The organism is Syntrophus aciditrophicus SB, from assembly GCF_000013405.1.
Classification (GTDB): Bacteria; Desulfobacterota; Syntrophia; order Syntrophales; family Syntrophaceae; genus Syntrophus; species Syntrophus aciditrophicus.
This window is the reverse complement of sequence record NC_007759.1, coordinates 168,685-187,305: the sequence shown is the minus strand read 5'-3', so window position 1 is coordinate 187,305 and position 18,621 is coordinate 168,685. Positions and strand designations below refer to the sequence as shown.

Below are 18,621 nucleotides of genomic sequence, written 5' to 3'. Positions count from 1 at the left end.
AAGAAAAAAATCAGATCAGGTGATGAAGTGGAAACGCGACTGAAACAGAGGCATTTCAGGCAAGAGTTAAAACGAACATGCAGAACGAAACGGATGTCATCAAGAATTTCGATCAGGAACTGAACATTGAGTGGGAAGACAAGGTCATGGAACCTCGGATGTATCGAGTGATCCTTCACAATGACCATTACACAACGATGGATTTCGTCGTGCAGATTCTGATGACCATTTTTCATAAACCCGCCGCGCAGGCAACCAGGATCATGCTGGATGTGCACAGAAAAGGACAAGGTGTTTGCGGCGTTTACACTTATGATATTGCATCAACAAAAATTGCACAGGTTCATTTTATGGCCAGACAGAACGAGTATCCGTTAAGATGCAGTATGGATGAAGTCTGAAACAGAGAAATCCCGAAGCGTGTTCAATTGATACGGTCCCATCGGAAAAGCGGGGTAACTTGGCCATAAATAAGGTTTTTTTAAAAACCACGAGGTAAAAATCATGAGGATCAGTGAAAATTTGAATCAAATCATAATGGCAGCCTATGCGGAAGCGAAATCAAGGCACCATGAGTTTATTACTCCGGAGCATCTGCTCTATGCGGCTCTCTTTTTCGATGAAGGACGCGATATCATAGACAAGTGCGGAGGAAATCTGGAGCGTTTGCGGAAAACACTTGAACATCATCTCCATGATTCCCATGCAAGACTTAATGATTCGGATGCCGTTCAGTCTCTGGGATTTCAAAGTGTTCTGGAGCGGGCGGTCTGGCACAATTCGTCTTCACAGAAAGAAGTATTGGACCTGGGAGACGTTCTGGTTTCCATTCTTGAGGAAAAGGAGTCGTTTGCCGCGTACTTCCTCGCTCAGGAAGGGATCACGCGGATCGTTCTGTTGAATTACATCTCCCACGGCATTCCGGCCATGCCGGAGAAGGAACCCGGCCAGAAGTCGGACCGGGAAGATCCGAAGATGGATTCCGAAGCGATTCATCCGGAACAGGAGCATACGAAAAGCGAAATTCTCAAGGCCTTTACCCTTGATCTGACGGCCAAGGCGCTGGCAGGCGAGCTGGACCCCCTGATCGGCAGGCAGGATATTCTGGATCGGACCATTCAGGTTCTCTGCCGGCGACTGAAGAATAATCCCGTTCACGTCGGAGAACCCGGCGTCGGGAAAACGGCATTGACCGAAGGATTGGCTCAGCTTGTCGTGAACGGCAAAGTGCCGAGACGCTTGAAAAACGTCCGCATCTATTCCCTGGATATGGGTGCTCTGCTGGCAGGAACGCGCTTTCGCGGTGATTTTGAAGAGCGCATGAAGCGGGTGCTGGCTGAACTGAACAAACAGGACAACGTCATTCTCTTTATCGATGAAATCCACAATATCGTGGGAGCGGGGGCGGTTTCCGGGGGGTCCATGGACGCTTCCAACATTCTCAAGCCGGCGCTGGTTACGGGAAAACTCCGCTGCATCGGCTGCACGACTTACGATGAGTATCGGAAATATTTTGAGAAGGACGGCGCCCTGTCCAGAAGGTTTCAGAAGATTGAGGTTCCGGAGCCTACGGTGGATGAGACGTTCCAGATCCTCAAAGGGCTGAAGGATAAATATGAGGAATACCATCACGTTTATTACACCGAGGCGGCCCTGAGGGCGGCGGCCGAACTTTCCGGAAAGTTTATCAATGACCGGCGGCTGCCGGACAAGGCCATCGATGTCATTGACGAAGCGGGCGCCATGGCCAATATGCGACCTTCAGCCGATCACATCCGGCATGTGATCGACCAGCACGACGTGGAAAAGATTGTCGCCAGAATCGCCCGAATTCCGGAAAAGAATGTCTCCTCTTCAGAAGTGGAAAAATTGAGGGATCTGGAGACCGAACTGAAAAGCACCATCTTCGGGCAGGATCAGGCCATCGAACAACTGGTGGAATCGATCAAACGGTCCCGGGCTGGCTTCCGCGAGCCGGACAAACCCATCGGCTCCTTCCTGCTTGTGGGTCCTACAGGCGTCGGTAAAACGGAACTGGCCCGCCAGCTGGCACTTTCTCTCGGCATTCCTCTGCACCGTTACGACATGAGTGAATATCAGGAGAAGCATACGGTCGCCAAGCTGATCGGCGCCCCTCCAGGTTATGTGGGTTATGAGGAAGGAGGGCTGCTGACCGAGGACATCCGGAAGTCGCCTTATTCCGTCCTGCTCTTTGATGAAATTGAAAAAGCCCATTCGGACATTTTCAGCACCCTGCTCCAGATCATGGATTATGCAACGCTAACGGACAATACGGGCAAAAAAGCCGACTTCCGCAATGTGATCATTCTGATGACCTCCAATGCCGGGGCGCGGGAAATCGGAAGGCAGGCCATAGGATTCGGCGGCAAGGAAATCAACCGGGATGCGGTCTTTGTGGCCGTCGAGCGCATCTTCTCTCCGGAGTTCCGTAACCGTCTGGATGCCGTGATTAATTTTAACGGCCTGACGAACGAAGTGGTGCTGATGATCGTGAAGAAGGCGATCCGCGACTTCAACCGGCAGCTGCAGGACAAAGGCGTGGAACTGGAGGTGTCCGAAGCCTGTCTCGAGTGGCTGGCCCGAACCGGGTATTCGCCGGAATACGGCGCCCGGGAAATCGCCCGACTCATCCAGGACAAGATCAAGCGGTTCTTCGTGGATGAGGTCCTGTTCGGCAGTCTGCAGCGCGGCGGCAAGGCCTATGCGGACATCGACCATGATGATGTGGTCATCAAGGTGATGCAGGAACAGCTCGAGCGGAAGGACCATGCCGATCTGCCCGCTCGGTAAGGTAATCGTTTTCCCCCCTGTTTCCCTGGCGATGGAAGACGGCCTTCTGGCGGTGGGCGGCGACTTGTCGCCCTACCGCCTGCTTGAGGCGTATCGGCAGGGAATATTTCCCTGGTATTCCCCTGGGGAACCAATCCTCTGGTGGGCTCCCCAGCCCCGCTTTGTGCTCTTCCCCGACGAAATTCTCCTCTCCCGCAGCATGAGGCAGATCCTCCGAAAGAAACATTTTCAGGTAACCCTTGACCGAAATTTCGATGCCGTGATCCATGCCTGCGCGACAATCGGTCGTCCAGCGCAAGAGGGAACCTGGATTACAGAAGAGATGCAGGAAGCTTACAGCATCCTGCATGAGCTGGGATATGCCCATTCCGTCGAGGTCTGGCGCGACCGCGGTCTGATCGGCGGGCTTTACGGCGTTTCCCTTGGAGGCTGCTTTTTCGGGGAATCCATGTTTTCCCGCGAGAGCAATGCCTCCAAAGCCGCTCTGATTTTTCTGTCTTCCCTCCTCAAAATTCTCCGATTTACCCTGATTGACTGTCAGGTCTACACTTCCCATCTTGCCCTGCTGGGCGCCCGATTCATTCCCCGGGAAACCTTCACAGCCTTGATTCGGAAATCCCTTCGAAGACCGACTCTGCGGGGAAACTGGAGCACTCATCCGGAAACAGCAGATAAACTTCCGGGGCATGAATTTTGATTTTGACACGGAAAGGAAATTATGGGAATGAGCAGGCAAAGACAGCGATCTCACTCAGAACGGACGCATTGAATCGTTCGTGTACTCCGGGGAATAGACGACGAAGCCGACAAGGCCAGCCCGAGAATGCACCCGGCTGTTGGTGGATTGAAACGCACGATGAAGTTGCATGCATCCCCCCTGTCATAGGTACAGGATGTCAATATGATGACTGCCGCGAGAAGGGATGATACCGGGAGAAAATTTAATGAAAGAAAAGGATGCGCGTACAGAAAGCCCAGAGGCTGATGAGCAGATCGACTTGCGGAATCGAATTGAAAAGCGGGAGGGGGCGGTTTCTGGAGCTTTGCCGGCCTCAGTGGAACTGGACGCCCTGATCAACACAAGTCCCGCGTTTTTTTTCCTCTGGCGCACACAAAAGGACTGTCCTGTGGAGTTTGTATCCCCGAATATCAGCCGCTTCGGTTATACCGCCGAGGAATTCATGTCAGGTCGACTTCCTTATAAATCCATCATTTTTCCTGAGGATATCGAACGTTTATCCAAGACCTTGACTGCCGACATCGAGGATGGGGCGCCGAATCCGTTGATTCTCGAATACCGGATCGTGACCGCGGCCGGGGAAATCCGCTGGGTTGATGACCACCGCATGGCACGGTGGAACGATCAAGGTGAAATCACCCATTATCAGGGTGTCATTATGGATATCACCCACCGCAAACGAACAGAGGAAGAGCTGATCAAGACCGAAAAGCTGAAGTCCTTTGAAGTCATGGCCAGCGGCATCGCCCATGACTTCAACAATATGCTTTCCGTCATCCTCGGCAACATCAACTTTGCCCGGATGATTCTGAAAGCGGAGGACCAGGCCGCCCAGAAGCTGACAGAGGCAGAAATTGCCTGCGGACGGGCAAAGGAACTCGCGCAACAGCTTCTGAGTTTTGCCCGCGTCGACAGTCTGCAAAAAAAGGTGACATTATTGCCCACGCTTATCCGTAATGCGGTTCGCTTTGCCCTGAACAATTCGTCCATATCCTCGGAATATGATTTCGAGGATAGCCTCTTTCCCGTGGAGGTCGATGAAGGTCAAATCATGCAGGCCATCAGCAATATCGTCATCAACGGCAGAGAGGCCATGCCCAATGGAGGGGTGATCCGGATCACGGCGGAAAATGTCTCACATCCCACCGACCAGGAATCTCTTCCTGCCGCTGGGGATTATGTCAAAATCACGATCAGGGACCAGGGACCGGGGATACCCGAACCGGTTCTGGGCCGGATCTTCGATCCGTACTTCACCACAAAATCGCTGAAAAATGACCAAGCCATGGGCATGGGGTTGTCCATGAGCTATTCCATCATCAATAATCATGAAGGACACATTACTGTTGAATCCTCGGAAGGAGCGGGCACAATCTTCAGCCTTTTCCTTCCCGCCGCGGCGGAATCGATGATTGAGGACCCCCGCCAGGAGAACGTTCAAGCAGAAAGCAAGGGGCGCATTCTCTTCATGGATGACGAAAAGATGATCCGCGATGTCACCGGCGCGCTCCTGACCCACATGGGCTATGAGGTTTCCTGTGTCGGCGATGGTGTGGAAGTCATTGAACTTTATCAGAAGGCAAAAGAGGAAAATCAACCGTTTTCCTGTGTCATTCTGGATTTGACCATCCCCGACGGCATGGGAGGCAGGAAGACCATGCAGAAACTGCTGGAGCTGGATTCTGAGATCAAGGTGATTATCTCCAGCGGCTACGGCAACGATCCGTTGATTCAGGACTTCCGGGAATACGGATTCAAAGGGGCGATCACCAAGCCTTACAAAATCGAGGAATTGATGGATACCCTCCAGCGCACCCTGAAATAATCCTTCACTCTGCCCCCGTCTTTTCCAGAAACGGTGCAGGAATTTTTTCTCTCCTTTAAAACTTATCTTTTGTCCACCATGCTCAATCCTTGAATGTTTTTATTCTGTAAGGAAAGCATCTCAAAGGCCTCCGTCCGGAGGTCATCCAGCAACAGGTATCTACCTTATATAAATATAGTGGATTACACTACACAAAAAACGTCTTTGACCTGATTGTAAAACTTAGTTTTATCGGGTTTGATACAATCGTTTTTACTCATACGAAAAGAGAGGCAGTTATGGAAAAAAAACTCGTTATCATCAGGTATGGCAAACAGGAAGGCAATGATACTTTCAGCGAGATGATCAAAACTGACAGCTGGAAACTGGAGACGATCGAACTTTCGAAAGGCGAACCCCTGCCGGGGCATCTTGAAAACATCGATGGCCTGCTGATTTTGAGCGATTCCATGAATGTCTATGACCAGAGTTCCTTTCCCCTGACCATCTATATGAATTCATAAAAACTCTTCCCTTCGTCCGTGGTTCCGATGTCCCGCACCACACCGGAATAACGGGGAAATGCAGCCTTTAAACAGAAGATCAGCAGCAATCATTTTATATATGGAGGTTTGACAGATGTCCGTAGTCGGCGATGTAATCGACAAGATCAAGCAAAAGGACCCTTACGAATTTGAATTTCATCAGGCGGCGGAAGAAGTGCTTCTCACATTGGAACCCACCACCCAGAAACATCCGGAGTTCGTCAAGGCTAAAATCTATGAACGCATTGTGGAGCCTGATCGGGTTATCACTTTTCGTGTCCCCTGGATGGATGATAAAGGCGATGTACAGGTCAACCGGGGATTTCGTGTTCAGTTCAATAATGCCATCGGCCCTTATAAAGGAGGGCTGCGTTTTCACCCCTCTGTCAACCTCAGCATCCTGAAATTTCTGGGCTTTGAACAGATTTTCAAGAATTCGCTTACAACGCTTCCCATGGGCGGCGCGAAAGGCGGTTCGGATTTCGACCCCAAGGGAAAATCCGATACGGAAGTCATGCGCTTCTGTCAGTCCTTCATGCGCGAGCTCTTCCGCCATATCGGACCCGACACGGATGTGCCGGCGGGAGACATCGGCGTGGGCGCCCGCGAAATCGGCTATCTGTATGGCTATTACAAAAAGTTGATCAATGAGCATACAGGCGTTTTGACCGGCAAGAGACTGGAATACGGGGGAAGCCTCATCCGACCGGAAGCGACCGGCTATGGCTGCGTCTATTTCGCCGCGGAAATGCTGTCCTGGCGCGGCCTTGATTTCAAGGGAAAGACCGTCGCGATCAGCGGTTCCGGAAATGTCGCCCAGTATGCCGTTGAAAAAGTCAACCGCCTGGGCGGAAAAGTCATCACCCTGTGCGATTCCAGCTCGACGATTGTAGATGAAGCCGGCATTGATTACGAAAAGTGCGAATATGTCATGGAACTGAAGAATGTCCGGAGAGGCCGCATCAGTGAGTACGCGGACAAATACTCAAGCTCCTCCTGCTGTTATATCGGCGAAAGCGTCTGGGATGTGATCAAAAATCAGGGGATCAAAGTGGACATCGCCCTGCCCTGCGCCACCCAGAACGAAATTGACGAGAGCCACGCGGAAGCCCTGGTGAAAAACGGCTGCATCTGCGTTTCCGAAGGCGCCAACATGCCTTCCACTCCGGAAGCCATCCGCGTCTATCAGGACAACGGAATCATCTATGGTCCCGGCAAGGCTGCCAATGCCGGCGGCGTGGCCACCTCAGGCCTGGAAATGAGCCAGAACAGCATGCGGCTTTCCTGGCCTCGGGAAGAGGTCGATGCGAGGCTGCTTCAGATCATGAAGAGCATCCATAAAGCCTGTCTCGATGCGGCGGCGGAATACGGGAAAGAGGGAGACTATGTGCTGGGCGCCAATATCGCCGGGTTCATGAAGGTGGCCAACAGCATGCTGGCCTTCGGGATCGTGTAATTCCCCTTGAGGATGATGTCATGAATCGGCTGGTTCTGTTAATCCTTACAGCCCTGAATTCAGGGGGGAAGCCGTTGAGCTCCAGGGAACTGGCGACGCGGCTCGCCTCTCAGGGAGTTTCTCTTTCGGAGCGAACCGTGCGGTATTATCTCAAAAAGTTTGATGAGGACGGTTTTACCGAGGGATGCGCCCGCAAAGGGCGGAGGATTACAGCGAAAGGCCGGCAGGAGCTGACTCAGGGATTCGTCTCGGAACGAGTCGGGTTTATTATCAATAAAATCAACAATCTTGCTTTTCTGGCCGACTTCGATCCGGACACGGGTAGAGGGAAGGTCATTCTCAACGTTACCTACGTTCCGGAGGAGAGATTACAGGAGGCTCTGAACCTCCTGCCTTCTCTTCTCCGTTCCCCTTATACCCTGAGCGACCGGATCGTCCTGGCCCGGTCGGGCGAGTGCCTCGGCGATCTTCTCATTCCCGACGGCCTGTCGGCAATCGGCACGCTGTGCAGCATTACGCTGAACAGCATCCTGCTGAAAGCTGGAATTCCCGTATCGACAAAGTTCGGCGGCATTGTGAAGGTCCGGAATTCTGAACCCGTCGGATTCAGCTCGGCGATCAGCTATGAAGGCTCTTCCGTTCCGCCTCTGGAAATCCTGATCAAAAGCGGGATGACGGACGTGCTTGGCGCCATATTCCGGGGAACCGGAAAAATTCTCGGAAGTTTCCGGGAAATCCCTGCGGACAGTCTCTGTGAAGCCCGAAAAATCCATGAAAAGCTGAAGAAACTGGGTTGCCGCAGTTCCATTTTCTTTGGTCAGCCCGGAGAACCCCTTCTGGGATTGCCTGTAACGGATGGGAAGGCCGGCATGGTCGTTCTCGGGGGGCTGAACCCGAGCGCCGCTCTGGAAGAGGCCGGTCTGGCCTCAGACAGTTCCGCCCTTGCCCTGCTGTATGACTATCCAGCCTTGAGTTCTGTGGAAACCCTGTCCGGATTGTACGGGTTCGAAATGCACGCGGCCCCTTCCTCTTATCCGCAATCCAAGGATGCCCTCCGGCATCCCGACTATCCGCCGCTTTTGGGGAAAGTGTAGCAGAGAACCTTCCGGGAAACGATGTCTGCCATCAGCAGGAAATTTTCAGCATCGACATCCCGGACAAAAACCGTCTTTTCATAACGCCCGCACTCCGGGAGAAGCAGGGGCAGCCTGTTTTCCCCTTTCCCGATCAGCCCGACATTGAAGAGAAACTCCTCCCGTTCCGGGAACAGCGCCACATAAAAGATATCCGTCTCGACCAGATCCTGAAAGAAATGCGTACCGAAAGAGAGTTCCGGCATCAGGCTCCCGGTCATGTAAGCGATTTCGACAAGCGCCACGAACTGGTTGATCTCGGCAAACCGCACCGGGACCCCCAGCGAGGGCGTCGTCGTTCCCCATCGGCCCGGACCGAGGAGGATGGCGGGACATTCCTCCCGTCTGCTGATCCGGTTCAATCGGCCGATCAGCCGGGCGATGTCGTATTTTTCCGAAAGAGAAAGCCGGCTGTATTCCTCGGAATCGACATAGACCAGACGCTTGACAGGCTGAACAAGGCTGCCGCCCATGAAGTTGCCCTCCGACTGAAAGAGAATCTGACTCTCCGGGACATCTGACGGAATAACGACCTGTATTCCCTTTCCCTCTCCCCGAGTCTGCAGCGGCCGGCACTGCACGAGATTGATCTGGAAGGAGTCACCCCGGGTAAAGTTGACTGTAAACTCGATATCCACGGGATAACTGTATTTCCGTTCAAGCGTTTTCAGCATTTTCTGCATGACCTGCGGAAAGGGGTTTTCGGAGAGCAGCCCGTCAAAGGTGAGTATCCACTTTCTCTGCCCGCCCCGGCCCCTTTCTTTCAACTGCTCTTCGCTTTCGTAATCCCGAACCCCCACCAGCTCGGAACGGATATTCATGTCTTCCGACAATACGTCTGCCGCCGGGATGGTTTCGAATTCATTTCTGCTGATATTCAACACATCCACGTCATGCTGCGAATATCTCCTCAGGTCGTTTTCTCCGGAATGCGGCCTCAGGAGGGGAACATCCAGAGGGACAATCCGCGGATAATCGTTCTCCACCCGATTGACGGCCCGCGTCCCCAGCCCGAGCACCAGTCTCAGCATGCCGGCCCGGGGGTCCATCTCCTTTTTCCAGACAAAAGTGTTGTAAGAGAGGCCGACGCCGGCAAGATCGGGGAAGAAGCAGTCCTTCCGGTAGGAACCCGAGACCCGCTGAACAAGGAGGGCCATCTGCTCGTCATGCTTTTCCAGCCCCCGCTGCAGGCGGTAAGCCAGGGCATCTTCATTCAGGGTGCTGGCATAAACTCGGCGGATCGCCTCCCGGAACTGCCGGTAGCGTTCTTCGGGCGTGCCCTGATTCACGCAGAAAATGCTCTCATATTTTCCGGCAAAGGCATTTCCGAAGGCATCTTCGAGGAGGCTGCTGGAACGCACGATGATGGGCGACTGGCCGAAATATTCAATCACCCGCCAGAACTGCTCCTCGATTTCCTCGGGGAACCTCCCGTCCAGCATCTTTTCCCGCAAGACCTTCGCGACTTCGAAGTAGCCTTCCCTGGTCTTCTGATCCATGCGGAGCTTCCACCAGCCATTTTCCACGATGTAAGTGTAGAAAACATCCGATCCGATGAAGAAGGAATCGTGAGGCTCCAGACAGTTGTGCCAGTCAAAGGAACGGTCCTGAAGCAGCATGTTGCGCGCGATCATCATGCCCACGGCCTTTCCGCCGATATAGCCCGTACCGATCAGCCTCGCCTTGATGTTGAGAAGATCTTCAAGGGTGAGGTGTTTTCGGGCAAGTGACCGGATCCGTTCCTCCCTGCCGATCATGATCTCACAGAGATGATCGAGGAGATTCCGCTTTTCTTCCCTGTGGATCGTTCGATGAAGCAGCTCTTCAACGTGGATGAAGAGCCGGTCCCAGTAATCGAGATTTCTCGTCGCGCTGTCCAGTCCTTTTCCCGAAAAGTAGTGGAGAAGCCGTCCCGTATCGACACTGCGGGTTACGGGCGAAAAGCTGTCTCCACGCTTCAGATGCGGAAGAAACATGGTGGGCAGATGGCGCCCCTTGACCTTCAGGGGATGCACGTAAATCTTGTTATCCGCATTATAGACATCCAGGAGCACCTGGGTCGTTTCCCGGATTCTGGCGACGGTCCTGAAGGAGTGATTCTCGCGCACCAGGGCAAAATAGGCCACGGTATTGAGCTGATAGAGATAAGGGCAGATGATCCGGAAAAAGTTGCCGATCATCAGATCCGTGGCCCAGGCGGAAAGCAGGTCCGAAAGGGAATCGAAAACGTAAAAAACCCCTTCCCCTTCACGGGCCGCAATGCTGTACACCTCGGAGGAGAAGGACTCGAAACCGCTGGAAGCGTCGAGGTGATAGACGGTAACCCGTTCATCCTCATCCAGGAGCGGCTCATGCTGGGCAAAACACAGATAAACGACCATTCGGTTTTCCGAAAGGGCGCGCTGCACGAAAGGCGTGACGAAGGAGCGGTAATCGGCGATGTAATCCACCTGCCAGACGACGTTGTCGCCTATTCTCAGGCCATCGATGACCGAATCGAAGCTTTCCAGCCCAGTACTGACTCGTATCGGTATTTTTTCCATAATATCCTTTCCGGGGTCCACCTCAGGGAGCCGGCGCCGACTCCAAGATAAGGCAATCCTTGTGTAAGACCGATCTGCCGGCTCCCGATATTCTCCGTTATCCCTTCTGTTCATCCTTCATAATGGATTTCTGTTCATAAATCAAACAGAGGGAGCTACCGTCCCGTCGTGCACAGCATGAGAAGTATTGTGCAAACCGCCTTCCGCGGAAGTCATCGGCTTAACCTGCCGGATCGTTGCGCATCGGATTCAACACCCATGGGATGTCAGTGCACGGCCAGAATGAAGAAAGGCAGAGAAGCGTTTACCGCCAATCTGCCTTTCCTGAATTCGACAACGCCCCTTGCAGGGCTTTTCAGCAGAGAGAAGAAGTTCAACTGTTGAGGATTTTCTTCGCGCTTTCATCCAGGACATCGGTAATGAAGGGAATCTTGGTTTCTCTTTCAGTTTCCCTGTTGGCGGAGAAAACGTCTCCCCTGGAAATCTGGCTGAGGTCGAATCGCCTTGCCCCGGCCATCAACTGCTGCAATCCTGCCGCAAGTTTGTCGGCGAGCGTCCACATGGCTATTGCGCCATAGGGGATGTTTTTCATTTCGTCCGCCCCCACCTTTTTCTGAAGATCATAATACCCCGCGAAGAGCTCTTCCGTCGACGCGCCGATTTCCCTGACGGAGATCGGCAGTTCATCCCAGTTTCCGTTCACTTTTGCCTTCCGTTCCGGTTTCAGCACACCTTCGATGTTGGAACCCAGAAAACCCGGAATCATCGCGGCCCGCCCCATGCAGACGAGTTTGGTGTAGGGCGCGCCCAGAGCCAGGGCCTTGAAGATATGATCTTCCCGCGCCAGGCCGCCCGCCAGGGCGATGTCCACGACCTTGTCGCCCTTAGCCGCCAGAATCGACGCATACTCAATGGTCTTTGAATGCAGCAGGATAGAAGGAACTCCCCAGGTCTCCATCATGTTCCAGGGGCTCATGCCGGTGCCGCCGCCGGAACCATCGACTGTGAGCAGATCCAGCTTCGCATCCGTTGCGTATTTGATGGCCATGGCCAGCGCTTCCATGCCGTAGGAGCCTGTCTTCAGCGAGATCCGCTTGTACCCGAGCCTGCGGAGATGCGCAACGGATTCCATGAAGGATTCACTTACTTTTTCCACCGAGGACATGTCGGTATATCCCAGCCTGCTGTGGCGGGCGAAGGATTTGACGGCGCCGTGCCTGAAGGCTTCCTGCACTTCCGGTTTCGCTGGATCGGGGTCAACGACATAGCCCCTTTCCTTCAGAAACAGGGCATAGTCGAGGCTGTCGACCTGGATTTCACCGCCGATATCCTTGGCTCCCTGACCCCATTTCAGCTCGATGATGGCCTTGTCACCGTATTTGTTGATGACGTATTCCGCCACGCCGTTTCTCGTATCTTCCACATTCATCTGAACAATGATGGCGCCGTAGCCGTCGTAATACTTGAGGAAGGTTTCAATCCGCCGGTCCAGCTCGGGGGCTTTGGAGATCTTGCCGTTATTGATGACTGCCTCTTTGTCGATGCCGACCACGTTTTCGCCGATGACGATGGGAATTCCCACCAGGGCGGCGCCCGTCGCAAAGGAATCCCAGTACTTGGCGGCAATAAAAGTTGAACCCAGGGCGCCGGTCATGATGGGCAAACGGAATTTCGTTTTCACCTCATTGCCGAAGGAACCTTCGATATTGACGTTGGGAAAGATGCAGTCGTCGGCGGAGCTGCTCAGTCCCGCGGGCAGCCCGGATACACCGTAATTGTAACCCTGAATGCGGAGCGAGTTATAACAGACTCCGAGATGGCAGGTGTTCGCGCTGCCCGCCGTTACAAACCCGAAATCCCTGGGATAAAGAATCTTTCTGCCTTTCAGACTTGACAGCCACGTTTCGCAGCGTCCTTTGCAATCCGAGCGGCAAAGAGTGCACAACCCGGATTCAGCCGGATTGCCGCGGTTTACGGTTCCTATCACGTCATTGCTTTTAGGCCATTCCATTCTACCTTCCTCCTCTTTTAATCGGTAATTAATTGCCATAATACCGGCAAGCTATTGCCATTTGCAAATCTTAATGTAAGGTGCGTATTAACAATGCACTTAAGGACTGTCAAGAAATATTTTGAATTGTTTTTCGGCATTATTCAGGTTGTAATTCGATTTTATTTCCTGTATATCATCTTCCAATCGGCAATATTGCCGCTAAAACAATTTTTTGGAACCATAAGAGAATACTCATTCCGAAAAGATCTTGTGATCCAAGAAAGGCAGCGGTAAAGCTTCAGGAAATTTTTGCGAATGACGCGATAGAGAGGATCGAGAAAAGATGAAAGAAAGAAAGAAAAAAAAGGAACTTTCCATTCTCCGGGTGCTCAAAAATTCCGGAACGCCTCTGACCAGCACGAAAATTGCCCAGGAGCTTGTGGCCATCGGACAGGAAATCAGCGAACGAACGGTCCGCCTCTATCTCCAGGAAATGGAGCAGGACGGCCTTACGGTCAATAGCGGCAAAAGAGGCCATACAATCAGCGAAAAAGGACTGGACGAATTCGATTCCTCCAACGTCATTGACAAAGTCGGTTTTCTGTCCGCCAAGATCGACACCATGACCTATCAGATGAACTTTGACCTCAACACAGCATCCGGGAAAGTCGTAATCAATGTAACCCTCGTGGAACCCGGCATTTTTGCCAGAAGCATTCCCCTTGTAAAAAAAGTTTATGAGAAGGGATACGCCATGGGGCATCTGCTCACTTTCCTGGGACCGGGTGAAACCCTGGGATATGTCACGGTCCCCGAAGGCACGATCGGGATCGGCACCGTCTGTTCCATCACACTGAACGGCGTTCTGCTGAAGCATGCCATACCCACCACATCCCGGTTCGGCGGACTGCTGGAGCTTCAGAATGGAAAGCCGCTGCGTTTTGCCGAAATCATCATGTACGACGGAACAAGCATCGATCCACTGGAAATCTTCATTCGCAGCGGGATGACCAATTACATCGACGCCGTTCAGACCGGCAACGGCAGGATCGGCGCCAGTTTCCGGGAATTTCCCGCGGAGAGCCGTGAAATGGTGGAACACCTCGACAGGAAGATGAAGCGGATCGGCCTCGGCGGACTGCTTCGAATCGGAATGCCAGGCCAGTCCCTCCTCGATATCCCTGTCAGTGAAGGACGGGTTGGCGCTATCATCATCGGCGGCCTCAATCCCGTTTCCATCATGGAGGAAACGGGGGTAAGGCTCTATTCCCGCGCCCTTGCCGGACTTATTGATTTCCGGAAACTTTTCCACTACGAGGAAATGGAAAGACGGATCAATGAATACTTATAATTCAAGACCCGCAGAAACCACGGGCTTTATTTCCCACCCTTTTTTCTGCAAGTTCCGGGATTTCGTAACTTGCGGAAAAGATCCTTGTGCTTCATGAACAGCACCAAAAACAGCGGCTTGGCCTGCTTTGGGAAAAAGCCGCAGAACAAGGAAAATCCAACCCATCATCTTTTTCCCATTATAGTTATTATTTGTCAGAATAAGTCGTTTTCCCCTTGCATTCCCGAAATTGGCTAAGTATAGAATAGTTTCACAGGCCCTAAAATCAGGAAGGGGCGGCGGATCATGTCCATACCTTTTTCAAAAAAGCGGTACAGGCTCTGATAGACGTTATCCATGATCCGTCTTTCCGTCTGCGGGTCGAGGGTATGAGCCGTTACGACTTCTCAGATTCCGGACGGATTCTGTATTCCGCTTCATGATTCCTTGGTCGAAACCGGTGCATTCCTCATAACAGGGGAATAAAAGGGGGATTCCCCTCCTTTTAATATAGAACGGAAGAAAGGAGATTTGTTCCATGAAAAGATTGTTTCTTTATCTTTTGACGTTCCTCTGGTTAGGGTTTCCGGGATTGGCTAACGCCGTTGACGGCAGCAAGTTTGTTCTGCTTTCTTCGACCATCGGCCCCATTGACGCCGGAATCGTCGATGCCCTGGAAAACGCGTTTGAAAAGGAAACGGACATCCGGGTCCGTCATGTCGGCGCCGGGACAGGTGCGGCACTGGATATCGCCCGGAAAGGCAACGTTGATCTCGTCATGGTCCATGCCAAATCCCTGGAAGAAAAGTTTGTCCAGGAAGGATTCGGAACGCAGCGAATCCCGCTGATGTACAATGATTTCGTACTGGTCGGTCCAGCTGCTGACCCGGCCGGAATCAAAGGAATGAAAACGGCCGCGGAAGCGCTGGGCAGGATTGCAGAAAAAGGCGTCCCGTTCATCAGTCGGGGGGACAAGTCGGGAACCCATGTGGCGGAGATGGAACTCTGGGGGAAGGCGGGACTCAAACCGGCCGGTTCCTGGTACCAGGTCTATGAAAAAGGTTCGGAAGGCAATGCCCCCACGCTGAAATATACCAATCAGCAAGGGGCTTACACGGTGATCGACCGGGCCACCTATCTCGCCCTCAAGGATCAGATTTCACTGGTCATCCTCGTGGAAGGCGATGAAGCCATGCTGAACTACATCAGCCTTATCCCCGTGAGTCAGAAAAAATTCAAAACAGTCAATGCAACCGACACGATGCGTTTTGTCAACTGGTTGACCGACCCGAAAAAGGGACAATTGATCATCCGGGATTTCGGCAAGGAAAAATACGGCGCCCCGCTTTTCTTCCCCAATTCGGAAGCATGGCAGAAAGCACAGAAGAAATAATCTGTCCATCAGATTTATTTCCCGCTGAATTTCTTTAACTGAGTTGCAAAAATCTATTAAGGAGGATGAAAAATGAAGCGAAAACCGTTGAACACCCTTTTCCGTTGGCTGGGATTTCTAGTGCTCCTGTGCCTTGTTACAGGTCTGACAACAGCCGCAACTGCTCAGGCGGCTAAGCAGGTAAAGCAGAAAAACATTATTCTGGCCACCACGACCAGCACTCAGGACACGGGACTGCTGGACACCCTGATTCCGATTTTCGAAAAGAAAACCGGTTATTTTGTCAAGACCATCGCCGTCGGCTCCGGTCAGGCGATGGCGATGGGACAGAAAGGCGAGGCGGATGTCCTTCTCGTCCATTCCCCAGATGCGGAAAAAAAATTCATTGAAGGACAATATGGAATCAACCGCCGTCTGGTCATGCATAACGACTTCGTCATCGTGGGACCGTCCGCCGATCCCGCTCGGATTAAAGGCTCCAGGACCTCGCCGGAAGCCTTCACAAAGATGGCCAACACTGGTTCCCTCTTTATTTCCCGGGGAGATAATTCCGGAACGCATGCCAAGGAAAAGGCTATCTGGAAAGCCGCCGGGATCAATCCCGAAGGTCAGAAATGGTATCAGCAGACAGGATTGGGCATGGGACAGACCCTCAATGTCGCCGCCGAGAAGAAGGGCTACACCCTTGCCGACCGGGGAACATGGCTTTCTCTGCAGAAAAATCTCGGTCTCCCGATCCTCATGGAAGGTGACCCCATCCTGCTGAATATCTATCACGTAATTGAAGTCAATCATGCCAAGTGGCCGAAAGTCAACGCAGCGGGCGCGAAGGCCTTTGCCGACTTCATGGTGTCTCCCGCAACCCAGAAGATCATCAAAACCTTCGGTGTGAGCAAATATGGATCTCCGCTGTTCTTCCCCGATGCAGGGAAAAAAGTGGAGGATCTCGGAAAATAAATGGATCTGATACTTGAAGGCATCTGGAAGGCCATAACCCTGATTGTCACCCTGGACCCTGAAGTCCTGGGGATCACCCTGCTGTCGCTCAAGGTGTCAGGAACGGCCACCCTCATCAGCCTCTTTTTCGGCATCTTCTCGGGAACCGTGGTGGCCCTCACCCGGTTCCCGGGCCGGAAAATCGTGGTCAGCCTGATCAACACCGGGATGGGACTGCCGCCGGTGGTGGTGGGTCTTTTTGTCACCATCTTCCTCTGGCGGAATGGACCGTTGGGCTTTCTGGAAATCCTCTACACGCCAACGGCTATTATTGTTGCCCAGTCGGTCATTGCCACCCCCATCGTCACCGGCATCACCCTGGCTGCCATGCAGAACCTCCCCCCTAAACTGCGCCTCCAGATCCTGGCCCTCGGGGCAACCCGCATGCAGATGCTCGGCCTTCTCATCAGGGAAGCCCGGCTGCCCCTGCTGGCCGCCGTCATGGCCGGATTCGGCGGGGTCATTTCCGAGGTTGGAGCCTCTATCATGGTGGGCGGTAATATCATGGGGTATTCAAGGGTGCTGACAACCGCCACCGTCATGGAAACAGGACGGGGAAACTTTGACACGGCCATCGCCCTGAGCATCATCCTTCTTCTGCTGGCTTACCTGATCAATTATGTGCTGACGCGGATTCAGCAGAGGGAGCGCCCCCGATGAAAACCGCCGGTCCACTCCTGCAGGGCAGGAATCTTTTGGTTAAGCGAGGCGGAATTCCCGTTCTGGATATTTCTGATTTTACGATCATGAAAGGGGAGGTACTTTCCCTGATCGGGCCGAACGGCTCCGGAAAATCCACTCTTCTGTTGACCTTGTCCAGTTTGTTGAAGCTGTACCGGGGAAAACTGATTTTCAACGGCAGTGAGATTGACAGCCGCCGTAGCGAGCTCGATTATCGTCGTCAGATCGCCGTTGTGTTTCAGGATCCCCTTCTTTTTGACACCACAGTGCTGGAAAACGTGGCATCCGGCCTGAAAATCCGGGGGATGGAAAAGAAGGACCGTACGCGGATCGCGGAAGAATGCCTGGAACGCCTGGGAATCGCCCATCTGGCAAAGCGTTCCGCATGCAAAGTCTCCGGCGGAGAAGCCCAGAGGACCAGTATCGCCCGCGCTTTTGCAACGAGTCCGACCATTCTTTTTCTGGACGAACCCTTTTCCGCGCTGGACCCCCCCACCCGCGAAGGCATCATCTCGGACCTCAGCCGTCTTCTGCGGGAGACCGAGACTACCGCGATCATGGCCACCCACGATCAAATGGAAGCACTCCGCCTGTCCGACCGCATTGCCGTCATCCAGCAGGGAAAGATCGCCCAGATGGGTTCAGCGGAAGAGGTCATGAATCACCCGGTCAATGAATTCGTGGCCGCCTTTGTCGGAATGGACACGCTCCTGACCGGCAGTGTCCTGGAAAGTCAGAACGGACGGATAATGATTGCCGTCGGCAATCAAAAAATTGAAGCTGTGGGGAATTTCCCAGTGGGAGAGCAGGTACTCTGCTGCATTCGTCCCGAAAACGTCACCCTGTCCACGGATTCGCCGGAAGAACAGAGCAGTGCTCGAAACAATTTTTCGGGACGGATTACACGCATCGCTCCCCACGGACTTTTCTACCGCGTTGATCTGGACTGTGGTTTTGATCTCATTTCCTACATTACCCGCACATCCCTTGACAGTCTGGAATTTCAGGAGGGTCAAACCGTCAAGGCCTCCTTCAAGGCTACCGCCGTTCATGTAATCCGGAAATCGGCCTGATGACCCGTTTCATGATATACTCCCTGCTGGATCATCAACAAAATTGTCCCTTAGACATAAATTTTAGAATAAAAGGCTTTATGTTTTTATAAATATAAATTAGAAAATTAAATAAGGATGAAGT

At 52.9% G+C, this 18,621-nt stretch carries 15 protein-coding genes; 12 read left to right on the top strand and 3 right to left on the bottom strand.

Annotated elements, in window-relative coordinates:
• Positions 1 to 77 precede the first annotated feature (77 nt).
• From clpS to SYN_RS00815, 7 genes are all read left to right on the top strand, one after another.
• Entirely contained in the window at positions 78 to 401 is a 324-nt protein-coding gene (gene clpS / locus SYN_RS00845) for an ATP-dependent Clp protease adapter ClpS (RefSeq protein WP_011416090.1), read from the top strand.
• Between the two features lie 103 nt (positions 402 to 504).
• Positions 505 to 2,811, top strand: a complete 2,307-nt coding sequence (clpA, locus tag SYN_RS00840; RefSeq protein ID WP_011416089.1) for an ATP-dependent Clp protease ATP-binding subunit ClpA — start codon at positions 505 to 507, stop codon at positions 2,809 to 2,811.
• Positions 2,789 to 3,508, top strand: a complete 720-nt coding sequence (gene aat / locus SYN_RS00835) for a leucyl/phenylalanyl-tRNA--protein transferase (RefSeq protein ID WP_011416088.1) — start codon at positions 2,789 to 2,791, stop codon at positions 3,506 to 3,508. Before clpA ends, aat begins: the two co-directional genes overlap by 23 nt.
• 247 nt (positions 3,509 to 3,755) lie before the next feature.
• Entirely contained in the window at positions 3,756 to 5,375 is a 1,620-nt protein-coding gene (locus tag SYN_RS00830; RefSeq protein WP_049749860.1) for a hybrid sensor histidine kinase/response regulator, read from the top strand.
• Positions 5,376 to 5,653: 278 nt separating this feature from the next.
• The gene (locus SYN_RS00825; protein WP_011416086.1) at positions 5,654 to 5,878 is read left to right on the top strand and encodes a hypothetical protein; all 225 of its coding nucleotides are present in this window, start codon (positions 5,654 to 5,656) and stop codon (positions 5,876 to 5,878) included.
• 115 nt (positions 5,879 to 5,993) lie between these two features.
• Positions 5,994 to 7,355 (top strand): NADP-specific glutamate dehydrogenase, encoded by a 1,362-nt coding sequence (gene gdhA, locus SYN_RS00820; protein ID WP_011416085.1) that lies wholly within the window; start codon positions 5,994 to 5,996, stop codon positions 7,353 to 7,355.
• 20 nt (positions 7,356 to 7,375) lie between these two features.
• Positions 7,376 to 8,449, top strand: a complete 1,074-nt coding sequence (locus SYN_RS00815) for a DUF128 domain-containing protein (RefSeq protein ID WP_049749859.1) — start codon at positions 7,376 to 7,378, stop codon at positions 8,447 to 8,449.
• Here SYN_RS00815 and SYN_RS00810 read toward each other — a convergent pair.
• Both SYN_RS00810 and SYN_RS00800 read right to left on the bottom strand, forming a co-directional pair.
• Positions 8,422 to 11,031: a PEP/pyruvate-binding domain-containing protein gene (locus SYN_RS00810; RefSeq protein ID WP_041585214.1), complete on the bottom strand. Its 2,610-nt coding sequence runs from the start codon at positions 11,029 to 11,031 to the stop codon at positions 8,422 to 8,424. The genes SYN_RS00815 and SYN_RS00810 overlap by 28 nt on opposite strands.
• Positions 11,032 to 11,404: 373 nt before the next feature.
• The gene (locus SYN_RS00800; protein ID WP_041584563.1) at positions 11,405 to 13,042 is read right to left on the bottom strand and encodes a glutamate synthase-related protein; all 1,638 of its coding nucleotides are present in this window, start codon (positions 13,040 to 13,042) and stop codon (positions 11,405 to 11,407) included.
• A gap of 325 nt (positions 13,043 to 13,367) precedes the next feature.
• Between SYN_RS00800 and SYN_RS00790 the strand changes: the two genes are divergently transcribed.
• Positions 13,368 to 14,375: a DUF128 domain-containing protein gene (locus SYN_RS00790; RefSeq protein ID WP_011416081.1), complete on the top strand. Its 1,008-nt coding sequence runs from the start codon at positions 13,368 to 13,370 to the stop codon at positions 14,373 to 14,375.
• Here the strand turns inward: SYN_RS00790 and SYN_RS16150 are convergent.
• Positions 14,370 to 14,543: a hypothetical protein gene (locus tag SYN_RS16150; protein ID WP_011416080.1), complete on the bottom strand. Its 174-nt coding sequence runs from the start codon at positions 14,541 to 14,543 to the stop codon at positions 14,370 to 14,372. The genes SYN_RS00790 and SYN_RS16150 overlap by 6 nt on opposite strands.
• Before the next feature lie 349 nt (positions 14,544 to 14,892).
• On the opposite strand from SYN_RS16150, the gene SYN_RS00780 reads away from it, so the two are divergent.
• The 4 genes from SYN_RS00780 to SYN_RS00765 all read left to right on the top strand — a co-directional run bounded on the left by SYN_RS00780 (position 14,893) and on the right by SYN_RS00765 (position 18,497).
• Positions 14,893 to 15,747 (top strand): substrate-binding domain-containing protein, encoded by an 855-nt coding sequence (locus tag SYN_RS00780; RefSeq protein WP_011416078.1) that lies wholly within the window; start codon positions 14,893 to 14,895, stop codon positions 15,745 to 15,747.
• 72 nt (positions 15,748 to 15,819) lie between these two features.
• Positions 15,820 to 16,704 (top strand): substrate-binding domain-containing protein, encoded by an 885-nt coding sequence (locus tag SYN_RS00775; RefSeq protein ID WP_011416077.1) that lies wholly within the window; start codon positions 15,820 to 15,822, stop codon positions 16,702 to 16,704.
• On the top strand, positions 16,705 to 17,403 hold the full coding sequence (locus SYN_RS00770) for an ABC transporter permease (RefSeq protein WP_011416076.1): 699 nt from the start codon (positions 16,705 to 16,707) through the stop codon (positions 17,401 to 17,403).
• On the top strand, positions 17,400 to 18,497 hold the full coding sequence (locus SYN_RS00765; RefSeq protein WP_011416075.1) for an ABC transporter ATP-binding protein: 1,098 nt from the start codon (positions 17,400 to 17,402) through the stop codon (positions 18,495 to 18,497). The genes SYN_RS00770 and SYN_RS00765 overlap by 4 nt, the downstream gene beginning before the upstream one ends.
• Positions 18,498 to 18,621 lie beyond the last annotated feature (124 nt).

Bases quoted from the DNA above. Each gene is read 5' to 3' on its own strand.
- SYN_RS00765 (WP_011416075.1), top strand. From the start codon at position 17,400: ATGAAAACCGCCGGTCCACTCCTGCAGGGCAGGAATCTTTTGGTTAAG.
- SYN_RS00775 (WP_011416077.1), top strand. From the start codon at position 15,820: ATGAAGCGAAAACCGTTGAACACCCTTTTCCGTTGGCTGGGATTTCTA.
- SYN_RS16150 (WP_011416080.1), bottom strand. From the start codon at position 14,543: ATGATGGGTTGGATTTTCCTTGTTCTGCGGCTTTTTCCCAAAGCAGGC.
- SYN_RS00770 (WP_011416076.1), top strand. From the start codon at position 16,705: ATGGATCTGATACTTGAAGGCATCTGGAAGGCCATAACCCTGATTGTC.
- SYN_RS00830 (WP_049749860.1), top strand. From the start codon at position 3,756: ATGAAAGAAAAGGATGCGCGTACAGAAAGCCCAGAGGCTGATGAGCAG.
- clpS (WP_011416090.1), top strand. From the start codon at position 78: ATGCAGAACGAAACGGATGTCATCAAGAATTTCGATCAGGAACTGAAC.
- gdhA (WP_011416085.1), top strand. From the start codon at position 5,994: ATGTCCGTAGTCGGCGATGTAATCGACAAGATCAAGCAAAAGGACCCT.
- SYN_RS00790 (WP_011416081.1), top strand. From the start codon at position 13,368: ATGAAAGAAAGAAAGAAAAAAAAGGAACTTTCCATTCTCCGGGTGCTC.
- SYN_RS00800 (WP_041584563.1), bottom strand. From the start codon at position 13,042: ATGGAATGGCCTAAAAGCAATGACGTGATAGGAACCGTAAACCGCGGC.
- SYN_RS00815 (WP_049749859.1), top strand. From the start codon at position 7,376: ATGAATCGGCTGGTTCTGTTAATCCTTACAGCCCTGAATTCAGGGGGG.
- SYN_RS00780 (WP_011416078.1), top strand. From the start codon at position 14,893: ATGAAAAGATTGTTTCTTTATCTTTTGACGTTCCTCTGGTTAGGGTTT.
- SYN_RS00825 (WP_011416086.1), top strand. From the start codon at position 5,654: ATGGAAAAAAAACTCGTTATCATCAGGTATGGCAAACAGGAAGGCAAT.
- SYN_RS00810 (WP_041585214.1), bottom strand. From the start codon at position 11,031: ATGGAAAAAATACCGATACGAGTCAGTACTGGGCTGGAAAGCTTCGAT.
- clpA (WP_011416089.1), top strand. From the start codon at position 505: ATGAGGATCAGTGAAAATTTGAATCAAATCATAATGGCAGCCTATGCG.
- aat (WP_011416088.1), top strand. From the start codon at position 2,789: ATGCCGATCTGCCCGCTCGGTAAGGTAATCGTTTTCCCCCCTGTTTCC.